Source organism: Acetobacter papayae (assembly GCF_047721125.1).
GTDB lineage: Bacteria > Pseudomonadota > Alphaproteobacteria > Acetobacterales > Acetobacteraceae > Acetobacter > Acetobacter papayae.
The window spans coordinates 21393-40289 of record NZ_JBDNWF010000022.1 but is presented as its reverse complement, the minus strand read 5'-3'; the positions used below and the strand labels follow the sequence as shown (position 1 = coordinate 40289).

At 58.3% G+C, this 18897-nt stretch carries 16 protein-coding genes and 1 pseudogene; 6 read left to right on the top strand and 11 right to left on the bottom strand.

Going from position 1 to position 18897, the window contains the following annotated elements:
• Positions 1-149, top strand: a pseudogene (gene glyA / locus ABF757_RS08185) (serine hydroxymethyltransferase); the annotation flags it as partial.
• Between the two features lie 84 nt (positions 150-233).
• Here the strand turns inward: glyA and ABF757_RS08180 are convergent.
• Positions 234-812, bottom strand: coding sequence for a recombinase family protein (locus ABF757_RS08180; protein ID WP_415481710.1), 579 nt, complete (start codon positions 810-812; stop codon positions 234-236).
• Positions 813-1211: 399 nt separating this feature from the next.
• Here ABF757_RS08180 and ABF757_RS08175 point away from each other — a divergent pair, with 399 nt between their 5' ends.
• Both ABF757_RS08175 and ABF757_RS08170 read left to right on the top strand, forming a co-directional pair.
• Positions 1212-3020, top strand: coding sequence for a putative bifunctional diguanylate cyclase/phosphodiesterase (locus tag ABF757_RS08175; RefSeq protein WP_415481709.1), 1809 nt, complete (start codon positions 1212-1214; stop codon positions 3018-3020).
• Positions 3021-3077: 57 nt separating this feature from the next.
• On the top strand, positions 3078-4547 hold the full coding sequence (locus tag ABF757_RS08170) for a methyl-accepting chemotaxis protein (protein ID WP_415481708.1): 1470 nt from the start codon (positions 3078-3080) through the stop codon (positions 4545-4547).
• A gap of 143 nt (positions 4548-4690) precedes the next feature.
• Here ABF757_RS08170 and ABF757_RS08165 read toward each other — a convergent pair whose 3' ends face one another.
• Positions 4691-5623: a LysR family transcriptional regulator gene (locus tag ABF757_RS08165; protein WP_415481706.1), complete on the bottom strand. Its 933-nt coding sequence runs from the start codon at positions 5621-5623 to the stop codon at positions 4691-4693.
• A gap of 175 nt (positions 5624-5798) precedes the next feature.
• Between ABF757_RS08165 and ABF757_RS08160 the strand changes: the two genes are divergently transcribed.
• From ABF757_RS08160 to arfB, 3 genes are all read left to right on the top strand, one after another.
• On the top strand, positions 5799-6386 hold the full coding sequence (locus ABF757_RS08160; protein WP_415481705.1) for a PadR family transcriptional regulator: 588 nt from the start codon (positions 5799-5801) through the stop codon (positions 6384-6386).
• Positions 6387-6419: 33 nt separating this feature from the next.
• The gene (locus tag ABF757_RS08155) at positions 6420-7199 is read left to right on the top strand and encodes a siderophore-interacting protein (protein ID WP_415481703.1); all 780 of its coding nucleotides are present in this window, start codon (positions 6420-6422) and stop codon (positions 7197-7199) included.
• Positions 7200-7273: 74 nt separating this feature from the next.
• Positions 7274-7696 carry an alternative ribosome rescue aminoacyl-tRNA hydrolase ArfB gene (gene arfB / locus ABF757_RS08150; protein ID WP_025860652.1) on the top strand — a complete coding sequence of 141 codons (423 nt, stop codon included), beginning with the start codon at positions 7274-7276 and terminating at the stop codon, positions 7694-7696.
• A 91-nt stretch (positions 7697-7787) separates the two neighbouring features.
• On the opposite strand, the gene argE is transcribed toward arfB, so the two are convergent.
• From argE to ABF757_RS08105, 9 genes are all read right to left on the bottom strand, one after another.
• The gene (gene argE, locus ABF757_RS08145) at positions 7788-8936 is read right to left on the bottom strand and encodes an acetylornithine deacetylase (RefSeq protein WP_415481701.1); all 1149 of its coding nucleotides are present in this window, start codon (positions 8934-8936) and stop codon (positions 7788-7790) included.
• The gene (locus tag ABF757_RS08140) at positions 8933-10549 is read right to left on the bottom strand and encodes a GMC family oxidoreductase (protein ID WP_415481700.1); all 1617 of its coding nucleotides are present in this window, start codon (positions 10547-10549) and stop codon (positions 8933-8935) included. Before ABF757_RS08140 ends, argE begins: the two co-directional genes overlap by 4 nt.
• Positions 10549-11943 carry a purine-cytosine permease family protein gene (locus ABF757_RS08135; RefSeq protein ID WP_025860649.1) on the bottom strand — a complete coding sequence of 465 codons (1395 nt, stop codon included), beginning with the start codon at positions 11941-11943 and terminating at the stop codon, positions 10549-10551. The genes ABF757_RS08140 and ABF757_RS08135 overlap by 1 nt, the downstream gene beginning before the upstream one ends.
• Before the next feature lie 114 nt (positions 11944-12057).
• Positions 12058-12465: a RidA family protein gene (locus ABF757_RS08130; protein ID WP_207854657.1), complete on the bottom strand. Its 408-nt coding sequence runs from the start codon at positions 12463-12465 to the stop codon at positions 12058-12060.
• Between the two features lie 204 nt (positions 12466-12669).
• Complete coding sequence (locus tag ABF757_RS08125) at positions 12670-14154, bottom strand: aldehyde dehydrogenase (RefSeq protein WP_415481698.1); 1485 nt, start codon at positions 14152-14154, stop codon at positions 12670-12672.
• On the bottom strand, positions 14151-15410 hold the full coding sequence (locus ABF757_RS08120) for a flavin-containing monooxygenase (RefSeq protein ID WP_415481697.1): 1260 nt from the start codon (positions 15408-15410) through the stop codon (positions 14151-14153). The genes ABF757_RS08125 and ABF757_RS08120 overlap by 4 nt, the downstream gene beginning before the upstream one ends.
• Before the next feature lie 113 nt (positions 15411-15523).
• Positions 15524-16201, bottom strand: a complete 678-nt coding sequence (locus tag ABF757_RS08115) for a DUF1028 domain-containing protein (RefSeq protein ID WP_415481696.1) — start codon at positions 16199-16201, stop codon at positions 15524-15526.
• A 177-nt stretch (positions 16202-16378) separates the two neighbouring features.
• A complete protein-coding gene (locus ABF757_RS08110; protein WP_415481695.1) occupies positions 16379-17437 on the bottom strand; it encodes a M14 family metallopeptidase in 1059 nt (352 codons plus the stop codon).
• A 175-nt stretch (positions 17438-17612) separates the two neighbouring features.
• Positions 17613-18827, bottom strand: a complete 1215-nt coding sequence (locus ABF757_RS08105) for a DEAD/DEAH box helicase (RefSeq protein WP_415481694.1) — start codon at positions 18825-18827, stop codon at positions 17613-17615.
• Positions 18828-18897: the final 70 nt, after the last annotated feature.

The following is an 18897-nucleotide window of genomic DNA, read 5'->3' as shown; positions in this document are numbered from 1 at the left end:
AGGCGGAATTCCGCGAAATTGGCGAGATGATCGACGAAGTGCTGAGCGCGCTGGCCGCCTCTGGTGGCGAGGGCGATGCGGCGGTGGAACAGGCCGTCCATACCCGCGTCAAGGCTCTGTGTGCACGCTTCCCTATCTATAAAAGATAAGGGCCTCTGCGCATTGTCCGCATAGGAAGAAGGCGTGGGGGAAACCCCGCGCCTTTTCTGTTTGTGGTCCTGTAGCTTGCGGTTTCAGTGCTTGGAGCACTTTGTCCGCTGTGCTGCGGCCACAAGGCGGTAGATGGTGGTTTTGTGCACGCCGTATCGGGTCGCGACTTCGGACACCGCAACCTGTTCTTCCGTAATCAGTTTGCGGGCGGTTTCGGCTTCATGGGGTTTTAGCTTGGAGGGGCGGCCCATATGGATGCCGCGCTCCCGTGCGAGCTTTCGTCCTTCCGCTGTGCGTTCGCGGATCAGCGCACGTTCAAATTCAGCAATACCGGCAAAAACGGTCAGGATCATGCGACCCGCGGCAGAGGTCGTGTCGGCCCATGGTTCTGAAAGTGAACGCAGGCCAGTATCCTTGGTGCGGAGGTAATCCGTAATTTCCAGAAGATGCTGCGTGGAACGTGCCAACCTGTCCAGACGATGTACAACCAGAATATCGCCCTTCTTAACCTTTTTTAATAATTTCTGAAGCTCAGGTCTTTTTCTTATGGCCCCAGATATTTTTTCTTTGAATATGACAGTACAGCCAGCCTCCTTGAGGTTTTTCATTTGAACTGAAAGAGTTTGATCTTCAGTGCTGACGCGTGCATATCCGATCAACATGGTATTTATCACTCAAGTCTAGATAAAGGGGATCGATATCAACCACGTTTTTTTGATTAATCATATATATAGCACTTGAAAAAATCGTGTTGCGAAAGTTCTGACTTTTCAGCACGATTTTTTGCGAAAATGTATTCCTTATGTAAGGACATTATATACTCCGCTATATCGTTAAAATTAACACATTTTTCGTACATGTGTAAACTAGTTCTAGTGCAGTATGAAATTTTTTTATACTGCGCAAGGTAGAACTTTCGCAAATATATAAAGAACAAAAATTCCATTTATATGTTTGTATTGTATTGAGTTCCGCCTAATTTTCATTTCCTTATTTCACTTTGTTTTTGTCTTTATTGTGGGTGTGGTTTCATTTTTATTTTTACATAATGGAATTTCCAAATGGTGGATTTTGCAGAAAGTCATGACGAGGAAGGGCAGGGGCTGCCTATAAAATTTGATTTTCTTGGCATGAATGCAAAATTTTACACTAAAATACTGGATGATTTGCCCGTCGCTATTATGGCGGTTGATCCAGAAACATTCGTAATTAGCTATGTTAATAAAACGTCAATATATCTGCTGAAGCAGATAGAGGCTCTTCTGCCGCGTAAGGTGGACAGCATACTAGGCTCCACCATTGATATTTTTCATAAAAATCCAGCTCATCAGCGGCACATCCTTTCAGGGGGCGCCTGTCTGCCCCACCATGCCCGTATCCGCCTTGGAGCGGAAACGCTGGACCTGCAAATTTCGCGTGTCGCGCTGGAGGAGGCTGAAGGGGCCATTCTCGTTCTGACATGGTCGATTGTGACCAAACAGGTGGAGGCGGAAGCTCATATCTGGAAGCTCGCGCATCATGATGCGCTGACGGGGCTGGAAAACCGGCATGCCTTTAGCCAGCGTATCAGCCCCGGAGAGGGAGCGCCTCTGGTGGCGGGTGTCCTGCTGATTAGTCTGGTTGGCTTTGAAACAGTGAATGACCTGAATGGACGCCATGTTGGCGAAGGGCTGATTGTTCAGGTGGCGGACCGCTTACGTCTGGCGTGCCAATCGGAGCCGGAAAGCCATATAGGGCGGCTGGAAGAGAGTCAGTTTGCCGTAATTGTTCCTTATGCTGAGCGTGAGCGCCTTGAGCGTTTTGCCAATATGCTGGCGGAGGTTCTGGGCCGTCCTTATTGGCTGGGGCAGAAAATGCTGCCCGGTGTTGCGGCGGTTATTGGTATAGTGAAAAGACCCCAGCATGGCACCAGCAGTGATCGATTGATTGCGCGGGCGGATATTGCCATGCGTGTGGCCAAAAGTGGTCGTAAAGGCGCGGTCGGGTTTTTTCATCCCGATATGGAGCGGCATCTGCTTGAGCGTATGCAGCTTGAGCAGGACCTGCGGCATGCGCTGGAAACAGGCGAGGGGCTGTTTGTTTTTTACCAGCCGATCATGGATGTCAGCAGCGGTCGGGTCAGCACGCGTGAGGCGCTGGTGCGCTGGTATCGGCCCTTATGGGGCTGGGTGTCTCCTGCCAGCTTCGTGCCGATAGCCGAAGAAACCGATCTGATCAGGCATCTGGGTGCTTTTGTGCTGAAGCGAGCCTGTTCTGATGCGTTGCATTGGGAGGATTCGGCGCGGGTTGCGGTCAATATATCGGGGCGGCAGTTCGGCAGGCAGTCCCTTGTTCCGGCTGTCATGGAGACATTGCGCGAAACGGGGCTGCCTGCTGAACGGCTGGAAATCGAGATAACGGAAACTGCGGCCCTGTCGGAAGATGCCGATGTTCTGGCCGATCTGCACCGGCTGCACGCAATGGGTGTGCGCCTTTCGCTGGATGATTTTGGCACCGGGTATTCCTCCTTTTCTCATCTACGGACATTCCATGTGGACAAGATCAAGATCGACGGTTCCTTCGTGCGGGATATGGTCGAAAGAGCCGAATGCGCTTCGGTGGTGAAAGCCGCGGCCGACATAGGCAAGCGGCTTGGTATTCCCGTTGTGGCCGAGTGTGTCGAAACAGAAGAACAGTTCCGCAGCATTGTATTTGAGGGGTGCACAGAGGCGCAGGGGTATTTGATTTCAACGCCGAAGCCGACTGCCCAGGATGTGGTTACTATAAATGTCCTTAACGGAAGTGAAGGCGATGCCTCTTTTGTTAAAGGGAATGAAATGGATATTTATTTTTCTTATTCTGTCAGGTTAAGAGAAATTTATAAAAAGTAAACAATTGCATTTTTTTTTGAACATGATTACCATTTTATTGAAGCAGGAGTGCACATCATGATTGATCTCAAAAAGGCGCTTCCTTCCTGGAATAGCGCGGATCAGAAAACCGGACAGACTGTATGGAACGCCGTAAACGGCGATCTGGAAAAAATTCTCCTGCGTGCCTACAGGGCGTCGGATTCTAGCCTTCAGGCTATGAAAAGCGATGTTCTGTCCGAAGAAGTAAAGAAATTCTCCTATATCAGTCAGGGGAATTTCTGCGATGATTATTTTGCCGTGCAAGAGCGCATTGCCAACCGTCTGGCTGGCGAGGTGGATTATATCCGCTATCTCAGTCAGGTATACGCGCAGTATGTCAGCGGTCTTGTAGAGACTCTGGTCAAGAAAAAGTCCCTGTTCAGTGGTAACAGGAACCAGCTTATCGAGTCTCTTGTTCGGTCTGTGATGTCCGATATATCCGTTGTGATGTATCATTATTTCATCCAGCTCAACAAAGTGGCGGATGAAGCCCGTGCGGCGGCTCAGGCCGAGCGTGAACACCGCGCTCAGGAAGACCGCGACGTCATCACTGTCATTACCGAGGCGCTGGCGGCCCTGTCGGATGGCGATCTGACCTACCGGATCGAGAGCAACATGCCTGCGCGGGTTGAGGTGTTGAAGGAAAACTTCAACGCCATGGCCGAACGTCTTGAAGACACCATGAAGCGGATATCCGGCAACACGCAGGATGTCATGGCCAATGCCGATGGTATCCGTCAGAGCAGCGATGATCTGTCGCGCAGGACAGAACAGCAGGCGGCAACGCTGGAGGAAACCTCGGCTGCGCTGGCGCTGGTTACGCGCCGGATTCGCCAGACAACCGAAGAAACGCAGCAGGCGCATAAACTGGCCGATGCCGCGCGGGGCGATGCCATGCAGTCCGCCACGGTTGTGCAGAATACGGTTGATGCCATAAACAAAATTGAAAAATCGTCCGAAGAGATCGCCAGCATTGTGGGTATTATTGGCAATCTGTCCTTCCAGACCAATATCCTTGCACTCAATGCGAGTGTAGAGGCTGCACGGGCTGGCGATGTAGGGCGTGGTTTTGCCGTGGTGGCGAGCGAAGTGCGTGTTCTGGCCCAGCGTTCAGCCGAAGCGGGGAAAGATATTTCCGCTCTGGTCAGTCGGTCTGGCACGCATGTGGCGGCCGGGGTTGCGCTGGTGCGTGAAACGGGAGAGCTGCTCCAGAAAATTGTGACGCAGATTCAGGACATTAACGTTCTGGTCTCCAATATTGCTTCTGCAGCACAGGAACAGTCATCCAGCATGAGCCAGATTGGCATTGCCATGACGGACATGGAGCAGACCACCCAGCAGAATGCTGCCGTTGCTGAGGAAAGTGCCGCTGCAAGTCACAATCTTTCCACAATGTCGGATGAGCTGGCCCGTCTGGTCGCGCAGTTCAAGCTTGATGAACGCTCATTTCAGCCTGCGGCACAGATCGGCCGGGCATCATCACGCAGCGGTTTGTGTCTGCTGTAATACGCTGCGTGTCTACTGAGGGTTTTTGAAAAAAACAGTTTCTGTGATCGGTTGTTTTTTTATGCCGGTCACAGTCTGTTTCCATGCGCGGTCTTGCTTCTGGGTTTAATGCTGCCGTAGTGGTGGCGCGTGTGGCTTGTTTGTCAGTCGCTATCGTCAGCGATGGTGCCGGGTAGGGGCTGGCCCGAAAGTTCGCTCAGGCACATATCCACAAAAGCGGAAACCCTGAGCGGCAGCCTCTGCTCCGTGATGGTGAACAGACCATAGATAAGAGGCGCGCACCCATCGGTCAGCGCCAGATAGGCCAGTGGCTTGTCGTCAAGGGCGTGCTGGTTACGGGGGCGGGCATTACCCATGCCAAACCCGACACCGCGTGCAGCAAGGCTACGGATGACATCCATGCTCGGATAATGCCCAGCGATCCGCGGCGTAATGCCTGCACTTGAAAAAAGCTGAAGAAAATAATCGCGTGAAAAAGGCAGGTCGAGCAGCAGAAAGGGCTCCTCGGCCAGATCACGCAGGTGCACGCGCTTTTTCCGGGCGAAAGGATGATCCGCCGAGGTAAAGACATAAGGCGGGAGTGCCGAGAGCGGCTGAAAGCTGATAGCGGGCGGCATGGTCATGTTGTAGCTGATCATGACCGAAATTTCGCCGCCACGGAGCTTTTCGCTCAGTTCCTCATGATGGCCCGCAATCACGTGCAGCCGTGCTTCGGGGTAGGTGGCACTGAAGCGCTGGATAAGGTCAGGGGCCAGAAGCGGGAAAAGTGTGGTCATGCAGCCCACGGTCACTTCGCCCTGCACGCGGCCCAGCATGCCGTTGAGCGAACTCCCCAGTTCCTGTGCCTGCAACAGAAGAGTGCGGGCTTCTTCCAGCACAACCCGGCCTTCGGGGGTGAGGGCCAGCCCTTGCGCATGGTGTCTGATAAAGAGCGAAACCCCAAACACGCTTTCAAGATGCGCAATGGCGGCGGATATGGCGGGCTGTGAGATCGGAATCTGTCGCGAGGCCTGTACGATGGAGCCTGTTTCGGCCGTAGCGACAAAATATTCGATCTGCCGCAGGGAAAACTTCACTTTCGGCACTCCATGGTGAAACCGGGCGCGACAGATGTTTTTTGCAGAAGCAGCCTGTTTTTTCAACAGAATTGCCTCTGGTGGTCTTTTGCGTGGTGGCCTGCCGGGTTAGGGGTAGAAAAACATATCCCGATATATCTTGACGTAAGATATATCGGGATATATGTATCGTGATATGAAACACAGAAACAGACATGACGGCGGCCGTAGCCGCTGGTTTTTTTCCCCCGAAGGGCATGCGGGTTCCGCGCCTGAAGGGCGGCATGGTGGCAGAGGCGGGCGCGGCGGTGGTCGCCACCGGCACAGACTGTTCGACTACGGCGAAATGCGCCTGCTGGTTCTGAACCTAATTTCGGAAAAACCGACTTACGGATATGAACTGATCCGCACCATTGAAGAGCGCTTTGCGGGTAGCTATACGCCCAGTCCCGGCGTGATCTACCCGACGCTGACCTGGCTGGAAGAGGCGGGTTACGCCACTCTGGTCGAGCAGGAAGGGCGTAAACATTTCCATATTACCCCGCAGGGAACAGCGTTCCTTGAGGCCAGCCGTGCGGCGGTGGAGGAAATTCTCTCTCGTGTGGCGCGTGGTGCGCCCGAGGGGCGAGGCGGGCGCCATGCGCCGGTGCCGGTCATGCGGGCCATGGAAAACCTTAAAACATCACTGCGCCTGAGGCTCCGCAATGGGGGACTGGATGCTGAAACCGAAGAAAAAATTGCAGCACTGATCGATGAGGCCGCCAGCGCGGTGTCTCGTCTCTGAAAATTTGTGGATCAAAGGAAAGGAGTGCGGTTTATGGATAAAAATATCGGGCATTGGGGCCATGCGCCTGAAATCAGCCGTGTGCGACATGAATTGCGCAAACGCTGCCTTGAGGTTGTTTCCGCTATCCGGCTCACCCCCCATATGATCCGCGTGACGCTGACAGGGCCTGAACTGGAGGGCTTTGTTAGTGCATCCCCGGATGATCACATCAAGATTTTCATTCCCGGTCTGGATGGGGCTCTGGTGCGCAGGGATTATACGCCTCGCCGTTATGACCCGGCCACGCGCATGCTAACGCTTGATTTTGTTAATCATGAAGGCGGGCCAGCCGCTGCATGGGCCCGGGCGGCCCGGTCGGGAGACAGGCTGGACATAGGTGGCCCGAAAGGCTCGCAGGTTATTGCAGGGCAGGTCGATCGCTGGCTGCTGATTGGCGATGAAACGGCGCTGCCCGCCATTGGCCGCCGGGTGGAGGAACTACCCGCGCAGGCGCATGTCACCACGGTTGTGACGGTGCCGGGGCCAGAGGATGAGCAGGTTTTTGCAACAAGTGCCCAGCATCAGGCGCATTGGGTGCACAGGCCCATGCAACAGGCTGATGATGCGCGCGGTATTCTGTCTGTTCTAGAAAAACTGACTATACCGGAAGGGAGTTTTATCTGGGTGGGGGCAGAGGCTCATGTGGCCAAAGCCGTCAGGCAGTATCTTGTGCACGATCGCGGCGTGCCGCTGCAATGGATCAAGGCATCAGGCTATTGGGTGAAAGGTCAGGCGGATGCCTCAGTCAAGGATCTGGCGGGTGAAGGCTGAGTAAGCCGGGCGTTTTCCTGCCAGTGAGTATTCCGGCATGGCCTGCAGGTGGCAAAGCGTGATATGCAGCGCGCATGGCCATTCCTATTGCCCCCGGACTGTTTCTGGCAGAGAGCGAACTGGAGTTCAGCTACATTCTGGCTTCCGGGCCGGGTGGGCAGAATGTCAACAAGGTTGCGACTGCCGCTCAGCTTCGCTTTGACGCCGCGCGTTCTCCCTCCCTTTCAGACCGGGTGCGCACCCGGTTGCTGGAACTGGCGGGCAGTCGCGCCACGCGCGATGGGGTGATTGTCATTACCGCGCGGCGGTTCCGCACCCAGCAGCGCAACCGGGAAGATGCGGTGGAGCGGCTGGCCGCCCTACTGCGCGAGGCAACGCATCGCCCGGCGTTTCGGGTAGCGACCCGCCCCAGCAGGGCCGCACGCCAGCGCAGGCTGGACGGTAAAAACCACCGCTCCGCCATCAAGCGGGGGCGTTCCGCATCCTATGATGATTGATTGCATAAAACCCTTTGTATCAACATAGGGTTTTATGTCTGAGTTGTGGAGCACTGTTTTGCAACAGGTTCCATGTGGCTGCCCGGTTACGTTAGAGCAGTGTATCCACAATCTGTTTTACAAAATACCCACAGGCATCAAGCTCTTCAGGCAGAATGAACTCATCCGCCTTATGTGCACGGTCTATGGAGCCGGGGCCGCAGACAACCACGGGCATGTTCAGATATTCGTTGAACAGGCCACCTTCTGTGCCAAATCCGATGCGTGATGCCCGGTTGTCGCCCGTAATGCGCATGATGTCGCGTAGGAAGGACACATCTTCGGCGGTGTCCAGACCGGGATAGGCATTGAGCGTTTCAATCTCGATGCGTGCATGCGGGGTATTGGCGCACAGGCGGGCAGCTTCCTGCTGCAGGCGTTCAATCCATGGCTGCGGATCGGCACCGGGCAGCAGGCGCATTTCAAACTGAACATCGCACAGGTCCGGTACGATATTGAGGGCAACCCCACCCCGGATCAGGCCCACTTGCATGGTGCTGTAGGGCACCTCAAAATGGTCGTCCAGAATACCGTTATTTTTCAGCTCTTCCTGCAAGCCTTCAATGGTTTTCACCATGCTGGCAGCCAGTGAAATGGCGTTGCACCCACGCGCGGGGTTGGCTGAATGTGCGGCCAGTCCGTGGCAGGTGATTTTGGCCGCCAGCTTGCCTTTGTGGCCCGAGATTACGTGCAGGCCTGTGGGTTCGCCAATAACGCAACCCCGGGCCTTAAAGCCCTGTGCCGCCAGATCGCGCAGCAGGGAATGCACGCCTACACAGCCGATTTCTTCATCATGCGAAAAAGCCAGATGCAATGGGGCGCGCAGGTCCGGCCTCTGCGCGGCATGGCGGGCGGCCACCAGCATACAGGCCAGAAACCCTTTCATATCGCTGGTGCCGCGCCCGTACAGCTTGCCATCGCGTTCGGTCAGGGCGAAGGGGTCTGTTGTCCAAGGCTGGCCTTCCACCGGTACCACATCGCTATGGCCGGACAGCACGATACCATCGTCCGTTTCCGGCCCGATACTGGCAAACAGGTTGAACCGTCCGGGCTGCTCGCCAGCGACCCGCAGACAGCGCGCGCCAAGGTCGCGGAGAAAAGCCTCGATCCAGTCAATCAGTTCCACGTTCTCTGTGCGGCAGAGCGTTGGAAACGCGATCAGCTTTTCCAGAATGGCGCGGGTGGAAAGAGAGGTGTTCATGCCAGCTCCGACAGGATCATGTCGGCGGCCTTGTCGCCAATCATCATGGTAGGGGCATTGGTGTTACCACTGATGAGTGTGGGCATGATGGACGTATCCGCCACGCGCAGCCCTTTGAGGCCCCGCACTTTCAGGTCTGGCGTGAGCACGCTGGCACTGTCAGACCCCATACGGCAGGTGCCGGAAGGGTGGAATACCGTGCTGGCGGAGGCGCGCAGATACTCCATTAGTTCCGCATCGGTCTGGAGTGTTGCCACGGGGGCCATTTCCTTGCCGCGAATACCATCGAAAGCAGAGGCGCGCAGGATGCGGCGGGCCAGCTTGATACCTTCGAGTAACACCAGCCCATCACGTTCGTCGGACAGGAAGTTGAAGTCGATTTCAGGGCTGCGGCTGCCGTCGCGCGTCAGGCGGATGCTGCCGCGGCTATGGGGCCGCAGCACACAGGTATGCAGAGCAAAACCGTGGCCCCATTCAAACAGCCGACCGCGATGGCTGCGATAGCCGGGCACGAAGTGGAACTGCACATCAGGCACGCCTTCGGCATAGCGGGTGGAGGCAAAGCCTCCTGCTTCCACGTAGTTTGTGGTCAGCCAGCCTTTGCGGCGGAGCAGAAACTGCAACGGGGCAGGCAGCACGGAGCCGAGCGATGCGCGTGAAAAACCCAGTGTCGAGGCTGAGCCGGAACGGAGCGTGACCAGACCATCAATATGGTCTTGCAGGTTACGGCCAACCTGCGGCAGGTCCGCCACCACGGACACACCGGATTCCAGCAGTTCTTCCGCATTGCCAATGCCAGAGGCCATAAGCAGGTGAGGGGAGCCGACCGCCCCGGCGGACAGAATGGTTTCACGGTGGGCGCGCAGGATGTGGAACTGCTGATTATGTTCCACAGTCACCCCCTGCACGGACCGCCCATCTGTTACCAGTGAGGCAACGCGGCAGCCGGTCAGCACATGCAGGTTGGGGCGCGAGAGCACGGGGGCCACAAAAGCGCGATAGGCACTCAGGCGTTTGCCGTCTTTCTGGGTGACATTGTAGATACCCACCCCTTCAAGCTGTGCGCCGTTGAAATCGGTATTGGCTTTCAGCCCGACTTCCTCGGCAGCCTTAATGAACAGGCGTGATACATCCAGCGGGTCGCGCGGCTGATCCACGATCAGTTCACCGCCCGTGCCATGAAACTGCGGGTCCTGATGCAGGCGGTTGTCTTCCTCGCGCATGAAGTATTTCAGCACCGAGTCATAACCCCAGCCGGTGCAGCCAAGGCTTTCCCAGTGGTCGTAATCCGAGCGGGCGCCACGGATATAGATCATGCTGTTCATGGAGGACGAGCCACCCAGCATCCGCCCACGGGGCACATGAATGCGCCGGTTATCGAGATGCGTCTGCGGGGTGGAGTAATACTGGTAGGTGTATTTCTGGCTTTTGTAGAGCGAAATGGTGCCTGCCGGTACATGAATACGCGGCGTGTTGTCGGGCCCGCCGGCTTCAATCAGGGCGACGCGCAGGTTGCTGCGCGCGCTCAGGCGGTTGGCGAGCACGCAGCCCGCAGCACCACCGCCGACGATGATATAGTCGAACTCGGTAGGGAAGTCGGTCTGGGTGGTCATTATTCGGCACTCCCGATGGCAGGCTGCCCGGCGCGTTCATGGCGCATCAGCCAGACATAGAATACGGTGACAAAGATCAGCCCCACGATCCATGAAATATCGGCCCCGCCCAGCATGTTGGCAACAGGCCCGGTATAAAGGCCGTTGGAAACGAAGGGGATCTGGATCAGGATACCAAACACATAGGCAATCAGGGCGGGCCAGCAGTAACGGCCATATACGCCGCCATCTGCCCGGAAGAACGAGGCCACATCATACTGTCCATGCCGGATCAGATAGAAATCGGCCAGATTGATCGCGGTCCACGGCACCATTACGTAAAGCAGCAGAAGAATGAAGTTCGTGTATTCTTCCATAAAGTTCGCAGCCGCCCCCAGAGCGATCACGAGCGAAAGACTGGCCAGCACAACAGCCGTGCCCGCGCGGCCCACATGGGTTGCTTTCCATGACGGGATCAGGGTCTGCACAACCGTGATGGCCGATAGCGCGCCGCAATAGAGGTTCATGGCGTTGGTGCAGGCAATGCCCAGCGACAGCACGGGAATAATGAACAGGGCCAGAGACCCGACCTGTGCCGTCAGGGTGCTGACAACATCGCCCCCGGCTGCGATCACGCCCAGCAGCGCGCCCAGAATCATGGGAAAGAGCGAGCCCAGAACACAGCCCCAGTAGCTGGCCAGAAAAGCCTGACGGCTGCCCGTGCCGGGCGGCAGATAGCGCGAATAATCCGAAACATAGGGGGCATAGGCAATCTGCCACAGGGCAGCGGTGGAAAGCCCACCCAGAAAGCCCGAAATGGTGAACGTGCCGTGCGACAGCGTGGCGGAAGACACGCCGTTCACACCCAGAATCCAGATAAAGCACAGTGCCAGTGCCAACCCGGAAATGATGGTCATCAGCCGTGTGTAGGCGTGGATCAGGTCATGGCCGTAAATGGTGGCCACAAGGCTGATCAGGCCCAGCAGCACAATACAGGCTTTTTCAGGCAGGAAGGTCGCTACCGTGTGCAGGGACTGTCCACCCAGCACAAGGTTTGAGGCGAAGAAACCGACATACATCACCACTACCAGACAGATAACCGCCATGGCCCCCAGAGAGCCAAACTGGCCGCGTGTCTGCACCATCTGAGGCACGCCAAGCTGCGGCCCCTGTGCGGCATGCAGGGCCATGAACAGGCCACCGATCATGTTGCCCAGCACGGCGGACAGCATGGCAGGCCAGAACGGCTGGTCAAACACGGTAGTGGACAGCGCGCCGGTGATGATGGTCAGCATCATGATGTTGGAGCCGAACCATACGGTAAACAGGTCGCGCGGGCGGCCGTGTCTCTGGTCGAGTGGAATCTGGTAGATGGTGTGGGCTTCGGGCCCGCGTGCCGTCGCGGCGTCGGTCATGTGGCGGTTCCTTCCAGTGGCGTCAGGCGACGGAGTCCTGTTTGTGGTGATATCGAAACATTTTGCGCCGAAAGAAACCCCGCAGCCGGTCCGGGCGGCGGGGTAGGGTGGCGGCTATTCGCGTTCGGCTATGACGTCGACTTCAATCAGCCATTCCGGGCGGGCAAGGGCCACAACCACAAGACCGGTAAAGACGGGAAAAACGCCTTTCATGCGGCGGCCCAGTACGCGGTAGGTGGCCTCGCGGTGGCGGATGTCGGTCAGGTATACAGTCACCTTGCAGATATCGGTCAGCTTGGCGCCCGCTTCGGTCAGCAGGAGGGTGATGTTGTCCATGACCTTTTCGGCCTGCGCAATGGGGTCGCCCACGCCGATATTTTCGCGCGTGTCGAGGTCCTGCGGTACCTGACCGCGCAGGTAGATGGTGTTGCGCGTGATAACGGCCTGACACAGGTCGTTATCAAGGGCCTGCTCGGGATAGGTGTCCTTGGTGTTGAAAGGACGGAGGCGTGTATGGGCCATGGTCTTGTGTTCCCTGTATGAGTTGCTGCGGCATGGCGATGCTGTGCCATGCCGGGCCACGCGAACGGGGGCGGGCTGTCTGGCCCCGGTGGCAATAACCGGAGGCCGGAATGACAGCCCGCGTGATCCTGTTGCGAGTGTGGAATGTTTTATGGGTTCAGAAAAAGAAATTATTTCTGATGTTCTGCATCCATTAAGCTGAGGTCAGTACTGAATCCATACGGTTTTCAGCGCTGTGTATTTGTCAAAGCTGTGCAGCGAGAGATCCCGCCCGAAGCCGGATTGTTTGACACCGCCAAATGGCGTCATGACCGAGAGCGCATCCACCGTGTTGACGGATACAGTGCCCACCTGCAGGCGCTCGGACAGGTCAAGGGCGCGCCCGATATCGCGTGTCCAGACAGAGGCGGCGAGGCCGTATGGCGTGTCATGGGCAAGGCTCAGGGCCTCGTCCTCGGTGCGGAAGGTCTGGATGGCCAGAACCGGCCCGAAGATTTCCTCACGCGCGATAGGCGCATCATGCGGCACATCCGCAAAGACAGTCGGCTGGATGAACGCGTCAGACGCGCCAATACTCAGCCGCTCGCCCCCGGCCACAAGGCGCGATGTAGCCCGGCCCGAGGCCAGAAACTCCGCCACCCGTGCGGCATGGCGGGCATCGACCATGGCCCCCATGCGTGTTGCGGGGTCAAGCGGGTTGCCGGGTATGATGGCCTCCGCACGCTGGCGCATCCGCACGATCATGTCCTCGGCAATGTCGGCATGCACAAGCATGCGCGAATTGGCGGAACAGACCTCACCTTGATTGAAGAAAATGCCAAAGGCCGCCTTGTCGGCAGCGGCTTCCAGATCGGCATCGGGGAAGATGATGTTAGGGCTTTTGCCGCCGGTTTCGAGCCAGACGGGCTTCATGTTGCTTTCACCCGCATAGCGCATGAACAGCTTGCCCACATCGGTCGAGCCCGTGAACACGAGGCAGTCCACATCTTCATGGCGGCCAAGGGCCTGCCCGGCTTCCTCGCCAAAGCCCGGCACCACGTTCAGCACGCCATCGGGCAGCCCGGCTTCGGTGGCAAGCTCGGCCAGTCGTAGGGCGGAGAGCGGCGACTGTTCGGCGGGTTTGAGCACCACCGAGTTGCCCGCGGCCAGAGCCGGAGCCAGTTTCCAGATCGCCATATCCAGTGGGAAGTTCCACGGCACCACTGCTCCCACAACCCCAAGCGGCATGCGGCGGATCATGGCGATATCGCGCCCGCCCGTGGGAGCGATTTCATCGTAGATCTTGTCGATGGCCTCGGCATGCCATTGCAGGAAATGCGCCGAACCGGGCACATCCACCGTCATGGTTTCCGTAATCGGCTTACCCATGTCGAGCGTATCGAGCAGGGCGAACTCTTCGTGATTCTCGCGGATAAGGGTGGCAAGCCGCAGCAGCGTATCCTTGCGTGCCGTGGGGGACAGGCGCGACCAGCGGCCATCGGTAAAGGCAGCGCGCGCCGCCCTGACCGCACGGTCGATATCCTCCGCCCCACCGCGTGCAACGCCTGTCAGCACCTGCGCCGTGGCCGGGTTGATGCTGTCAAAGCACGCGCCAGATGCGGCATCGACAAAACGCCCGTTAATCCAGCAGCGGTTGCGCAGGGTCAGGCGCGCGGCCTGCTCTGTATAGTGGGACAGGCTTTGCATCATGCGTCCTTTCTGGCTGGCTTATAGGCCATGTAGCCGCGCTGCTTGGCAATGTGATCCGCGACGTATTTTGCATCATGCCACACACCCCAGATAAAGGAGGAGCCGCGGCGGGTCTGCCAGGGCAGGCCCAGAAAATATACGCCCGGTTCAGAAGAAACGCCGCGCTGGTGGCGGGGGCGGCCGGCATCGTCCAGTGCCTCGACCTTCAGCCAGCCATAATCCACGCCAAAACCCGTGGCCCAGATAACGGTGCCAATACCGGCTTTTTTCAGATCGAGTTCCAGCAGCGGGTTTGTCACGCAGTCAGGGTCGGGCAGGAAGGTATGGGCTTCGGGCTCGGGCGGCAGGTCCAGCCCGTTGCGGGTTACGTAAGCATCAGCCTCGCCCAGCAGGGACAGGTAGTTGGCATCGCCCCGGGCGATGTTCTGCGCCAGATCGGGGGCAAAACGCAGCACGCCATCGCGGCATGTTTCCGTGCGGCCCAGCAGGGTCATGCCTTCGGCAGCCAGACGACGGAAATCAACCGTATGCCCGCCATTGGCGCCGCTGACGGCAATGGTGGTGTGTTCAACCCCCGGCGTTGCTTCTGCATCCCATTTGTTCAGAACACCCAGCCACCAGACAAAATCGCGCCCACGGTAGCTGCGCGGCGGACGGTCATGCGGGCCGACTGACAGATAGACCTTGCGGCCAGCGCGCATGAGTTCTTCGGCAATCTGCACGCCCGAGGAACCCGCCCCCACGACCATGACAGCGCCTTCGGGCAGTTGTTCAGGGTTGCGGTAACTGGCTGAGTGGATCTGAAGAAAATCGGATGAGGGTGGAATAAGGGGCGGGATGACGGGAATCTGGAACGGCCCCGTGGCGGCTACTACGGCTTCGGCCTCGATCATACCTTCGGAGGTTTCAACCTCAAAGCCTGTGCGCCCGACATTGCGGCGCACTTCCTTGACTTCCACACCACAGCGGATCGGCGCTTCAATAACGCTGGCGTAGTCTGCCAGATAATCCGCTACGCGTTCCTTGGGCACGAAATCATCCGGGCCATCTTCAGAAAAATCAAGTCCGGGAAAGCGGTCATGCCATGCCGGGCCATTGGCGACCAGCGAATCCCACCGGCAGCTCCGCCAGCGCTCGGCAATACGGCTGCGCTCAAGCACGACATGCTTGATACCGTATGCGCGCAGGTGTTCGCTCATGGCAATTCCGGCCTGACCGGCGCCCACGACGAGGACTTCGGTTTTTTCGACGGGCATGACCGTCTCCTTTTGCAGGGCCGCATTTTCTGGATGCGGCTTAATTATTATCATATCGAAACGAATTAGGTCGTGCTGACCCGTATCCGCTCGCAGGTCAGTGGTGCCGGGGCTTATTCGTCGCCCGGCACGCCGTAGGAAGGGGCGGCATCAGGGTTGAGGCAGCGCGTCACGTAGTCGTGCATCTGCGGTGCCCAGACATCCCACAGGGTGTTCAGGCGCGTGATCGGGTCTTCATCCCAGTCTACGCGCAGGTCGGCCAGCGGCCATTTCTGCGTATCCACCACCAGCAGCCCGGCGGATTTTACGGGGCCCGCTTCGCCCCCCGCTGCAATGCCTGCCTGCATGGCCTGAATAACGCGCAGGCCCAGTTCCTGCTGTGGATCAGACTGGGCAAAGCTGTCTGCAATGGCCTGCGGCACGGCTTTGGTGGCCAGCAGGTTTCCTGCACAGGCAACATCCACACCTTCGAACTGTGCGTTAAGTCCCAGTGCTTTTTCACCAGACCACACGGCCGTGCGTCCTTCCCGGTCGATCAGGGTCATCTGGCGGTAGGCAGGATAGGTGCAGCGGCTGATGATGATGTCACGCGCCTGCTCGGCTGAAGCTCCGGCTTCCATCAGGTCCAGCGCCCAAGGGCCAAGCCGCGGGTCCGTGACATTCTGCGAGGTCACCGCTCCCACACCCGCGCGGGCAAAGGCGCAACGCGCCGCCACAGCAGGGGAGGAAGAGGAAACGGCCACGGCAAACTGGCCGGTGCGGGAGCAGCGCGCAACAATGGAAAAGGTCATGGTTTCGGTGTCTCTTTGATAAGAAAACAAAGGCTGTCCGAGCAGAAGTTCCGACAACAGGGAAAACGTAACACCATTATTTTGACACCGGAACATTGACTTTCCGGGGCGCTAGTTCTGTTTTTCTGATGCTATAATATGCACGGCATCAGAGAATTATAGGGAACAGAAAAGAAGCTAGGGTGTCTGCCCGGCCGGTTGCGCCAGACGCACGGCTGTATGCCCCCGGCGCACCCGGAAATTGGGCATGACCAGCATGCAGTTGTCATACGGTGTGCGGATTTCATCCGGCCCATCCAGCGCGATGACGGTACCGGCAGTGGGAATGATCTCTGCACTGGCATAAGGGCGCACAAAAGCAAAGGTGGCTGTGTGGGCCTGCACGCAGTCTGTAACTGTTGCTGTTTCAATCGGTGGTTTTTTACAAATTCCGCTTTGTGTATCCGCCCCGCTCAAGCCTTGCGTGCCGGTCACGGCCGTAAATTGCCTGACAGCCTGCACGGCAGTCTGTGCGGCACTCTGGCTCCAGTGCTGACCGGTTTCGAGCAGGCAGGCGCGGGCCTGCCCCCCTTGGGCGGAAAACCGCGCATAGTCGATCAGCCTGCTGCCATCCTGATGGCCGTCATCGCAGATAACAAGCGGTGTGGGGGAAAGCCCGCCCGCCAGATGGCAGGCCATGCTGTGGTTACGTTCCTGCCCGCTATGCAGGAAAAGCGGCGGGCCGGGCCAGAGCATGGAGTGCAGGTCCAGCAGCAGGTCTGCGGTTTCGATAACGGGCAGCACCTCACGCACACGGCGCATTTCAAGGGAGTCGTGCTGGGAGTGGATCAGTTCAGGCCGCCACAGGCGGTTCATGTCTTCTTCCACATAGCGCGCGCGGGTGGGGTGGGCCGGGTTGTAGCGCGCATAGGCATCGGGGTTGAGAAAAATCAGGCTCAGCCGTCCGTGGCGGGGCTTTGGGGCTTTTTTCAGCAGCATGTTCAGCGCATAGGCGCCAGAGGGTTCGTTGCCGTGCATGAGAGCGGTTACGACAACATGCGGACCGGGCAGACTGCTTTCGAAATGATGCACGCCGCGCAGGCCGCAGTTTCCGGCAAGCCATGGGCTCAGGTCAGGGGGAGGGTACTGGGGTGGGGCTGCTGGCGGGACAGGTAGAGGCAGAGGCAGGGCATCGGATACGGTGCGGACACGCACGCGCCGCCGCCCCGCATAACGGCGTTTGGACGCGCAACTCATGTTTTCCCCCTAGCGCTATCAGGCGCGTTACCGCCATGGCGTATTCGCCACGGGCGTAAGGGGAACAGGGAAAAAGGTCTGGCCCGCATGGGGGCGAAGTATGGTTCGGGTTCTGCTTCCCTGCAATCCCCCAACCGTTACCCTTGCGATTTCGCGCGTGATCCTGCGGTGGTGCTTAACGTGTGCGGCGGCTTTTTGAGGTGTCCTGTTCGGTAGACAGGGCTTGCTCAGGGCTGAGAATCCGCAGTTTTACACCGGCACCTACTTCGACCTGTCGCAGGCGTTTGCGCTCGGCGGCAGCGCAGAGCGTCAGGGCCGAGCCTTTTTGCCCCGCACGCCCGGTGCGGCCAATGCGGTGCAGATAGGTCTCAGGCTGTTCGGGCACATCGTAATTGATAACCTGCGCCACGGCGGCAATATCCAGCCCGCGTGCTGCCACATCGGTCGCAACAAGAATGAACAGGCGGCCTGCGCCAAAGCTGGCCAGCGTGCTGGTGCGGCGTTCCTGTGTCAGGTCAGCATGCAGGGGGGCTGCGGCAAAGCCTGCCTTGCGGAGTGTTGCGGCAAGCTGGTCGGCTTCCGCCTTGGTGCGGACGAACACGATGCTGCGGGTTTTGGGAGCGCGGCTGAAAAAGGTTTTGAGGAAAGCCGCTTTTTGCGTGTCTTCCATGAACAGCGCACCCTGCCGGATCGGCCCACGCTTGAGCGGTTCGCGCTCGACGGTAATTTCCTGCGGTTTGTATAGCAGGCTGGCCAGAAGGCTGGCCTGTGCATCGGGCCGGGTAGCCGAAAAAACAAGGGTCTGCCGGGGCTGGGGCAGGTGGTCGAGCAGGGCCGAGGTCTCATCCAGAAACTCGGCTGAAAGCAGGCGGTCGCCTTCATCAAGCACGAGGCTTGCACAGTCATCCAGCGAGCACTGGCCCGCCATGACAAGATCAAGCAGGCGGCCGGGCGTTGCAATCAGGATCTGGGTGCAGGGGCGTGTCAGGTCTGATGTCGCATCTACCAGAGCCTGTGTCTGCTCCGCGCGGTCCGTGCCGCCGATAATGGGCACAACCGGCACGGGGGGCTGGCTGGTGGCTTTGCCACGCCCTGTTGCAACCCCCATGCAGTGCAGGAAGACTTTTGCTGTCTGGAGCACAAGGTCACGCGTGGGTAGCAGTACCAGAACCATGCGCGCTTTGCGTGTTTGCAGCAGGGTCTGGATCAGTGGCAGCGCGTAGGCCGCGGTTTTGCCAGTGCCGGTGGGGGCAGTGGCCAGAATATCGCGCCCCTGCAGAATAGCCGGAATGGCGGCATCCTGAATGGGGGTGGGCTGCGTCAGCCCGGCCTTGGCGGCCATGGCGCACAGAACGGGGGACAGGCCGGTGTGTTCGAAGCTGTCAGCCATGCTGTTGCCTTTCTTGTGCTCTTAAATACGGTGTGTAGTCTGACGACAGGGCTGGGACTACCCATAGGAA